The sequence below is a fragment of the Bradyrhizobium sp. P5_C11_2 genome (assembly GCF_054049755.1).
In genome coordinates this window covers 1-1582 of record NZ_JBFULT010000953.1, presented here as the reverse complement: position 1 = coordinate 1582, position 1582 = coordinate 1, and the positions used below count along the sequence as shown (strand labels likewise).

Genomic DNA, 1582 nt, shown 5'->3' with positions numbered 1-1582 from the left:
CATCGACGCCGACTACGACGGCCCCTGGCAGCTTCCGGTCATCGGACAGGTTGCGGCGCCCACAGCCGTGCTGGTACGGCCTGACGGGCATGTGGCTTGGGTGGGAGATGAGAGCCAACGCGGACTCGCGAACGCGCTGACGAGATGGTTTGGAGCGGCTGTAGCGGCGTAGCGCCCAAACGTCTCACGTGCCGTCGAAACAAACAAAGCCCGCGGCATCCCGCGGGCTTGATCCGAACTCTTTCGATGGTGCCATTCTGCCAGTGTTTTGCCCGACGAGTCAAACGACTCGATCTCGAACGGCATACGCACGACTCCGTAGCCAGTCTTCACTCCGGCCGAAGGAGCGGCCGTATCCAGCGCGAGAACCACTCCTCAGCGTCATTGTGAGGATTGCCCGGATCATCTACTCCGAAGATCGGATGCGGAATGAGGTAGCTCGGCTCATCCGCGAATACACCAATCGGCCTGCTCGTCTGCGGCGGCCGGTCCACACCGGTCGGCATGGTCCAGTTGCCAAACCGATCGTTGAATTCCGTGGAAGGCAGATATGGGACTGGCGCACTCCCGGACGCGAACACGCTACCCGCGTTCGACGCGTTGACACGGGTGAGACGCCGAACTTCTTCGGGCGCGACAGTTCCTGCGGCAGGAGCGGCTGGCGCTTCTGCCGCGTCCTGGGCAGGTATGGTGCCAGCTGGCGTGTTGGCCCAGTTTCCGAAGCGATCGGCAAAAGTGGTGCTGTGGGCCGCTTCTCGGTCAAGCGTCTTGCTCTCGATCCGTGGTGGTCTAGATGGAATTCTGAGCGAGCCGCCCCAATCCTTGCCAAAGCGAAGCGGAGAATAATCGCCGTCGAATGAATCGTAAGGAGCCGCCCCTTTGGAGAAGACGCTTCCATCGGCAACCTGGCTTTCACTTGGGTTATTTGCCGAGAAAGCAGGTCGGGTGGCAGCGGTAACGGTTGCGCCCGCGAGTAACGCAGCACCGAGCCCCTGTGCTCCAGGTATCATCATAGCTCCTGCACTGAGTACAGCTGCCCCCATCAGCAACGCAGAGCCTCGGTCAGCAGGTGCCGGCGGCCCCAGCACTTGTGATCCATCGGAGAGCCGCATGAGCGGTTGGCCTGTCTCCGAATGGAATTGCAAGACTTGTGGCTCCGGTGGCATGGCCGTGGTCGGAGGCAATTGACCGAGCCGTTGTTCATTCGGACTTAGCGCGGGAAAAGCTGGGAGCACACCTGTGAAGCGCGGATCAATTCGCGTCAGGCGCTCTGTTTCGTTCAGACCGGCGAGAGAAGGTGAATTGTAGCCCGGCAGGGACGGGAAGTCGCTCGGATTGGCTGGTGTCGAGCCGGGTATGCGAAAAATGCTTGAGGAGGGATCAAGCGCTGCGAACTTGGAATGCCACGGCGTTCCCTCCAGGTCCTGATTACCTGCAGTTATGTTGACGCCAGGATTTCGGGCTATCACTTCATCTAGCAGTTTCTGTCTCACTGGATTGTCCAGGTAGAGCAACCATTTAATTAGATGGTCCTGGCCGGAAGCTGCTCCTTTTTGCTCGAGGTCTCTGATTGCCCTAAGTA

2 protein-coding genes are annotated in these 1582 nt (G+C 59.9%); one reads left to right on the top strand and one right to left on the bottom strand.

The annotated features are described in order from the left end of the window. Positions 1 to 172: aromatic-ring hydroxylase C-terminal domain-containing protein (locus ACXJL8_RS40645; RefSeq protein WP_456686989.1), on the top strand; the 172-nt coding region annotated here is incomplete at its 5' end. Between the two features lie 157 nt (positions 173 to 329). Here the strand turns inward: ACXJL8_RS40645 and ACXJL8_RS40640 are convergent. Beyond that, positions 330 to 1582 (bottom strand): hypothetical protein (locus tag ACXJL8_RS40640; RefSeq protein WP_456686988.1); only part of this gene is annotated, 1253 nt, incomplete at its 5' end.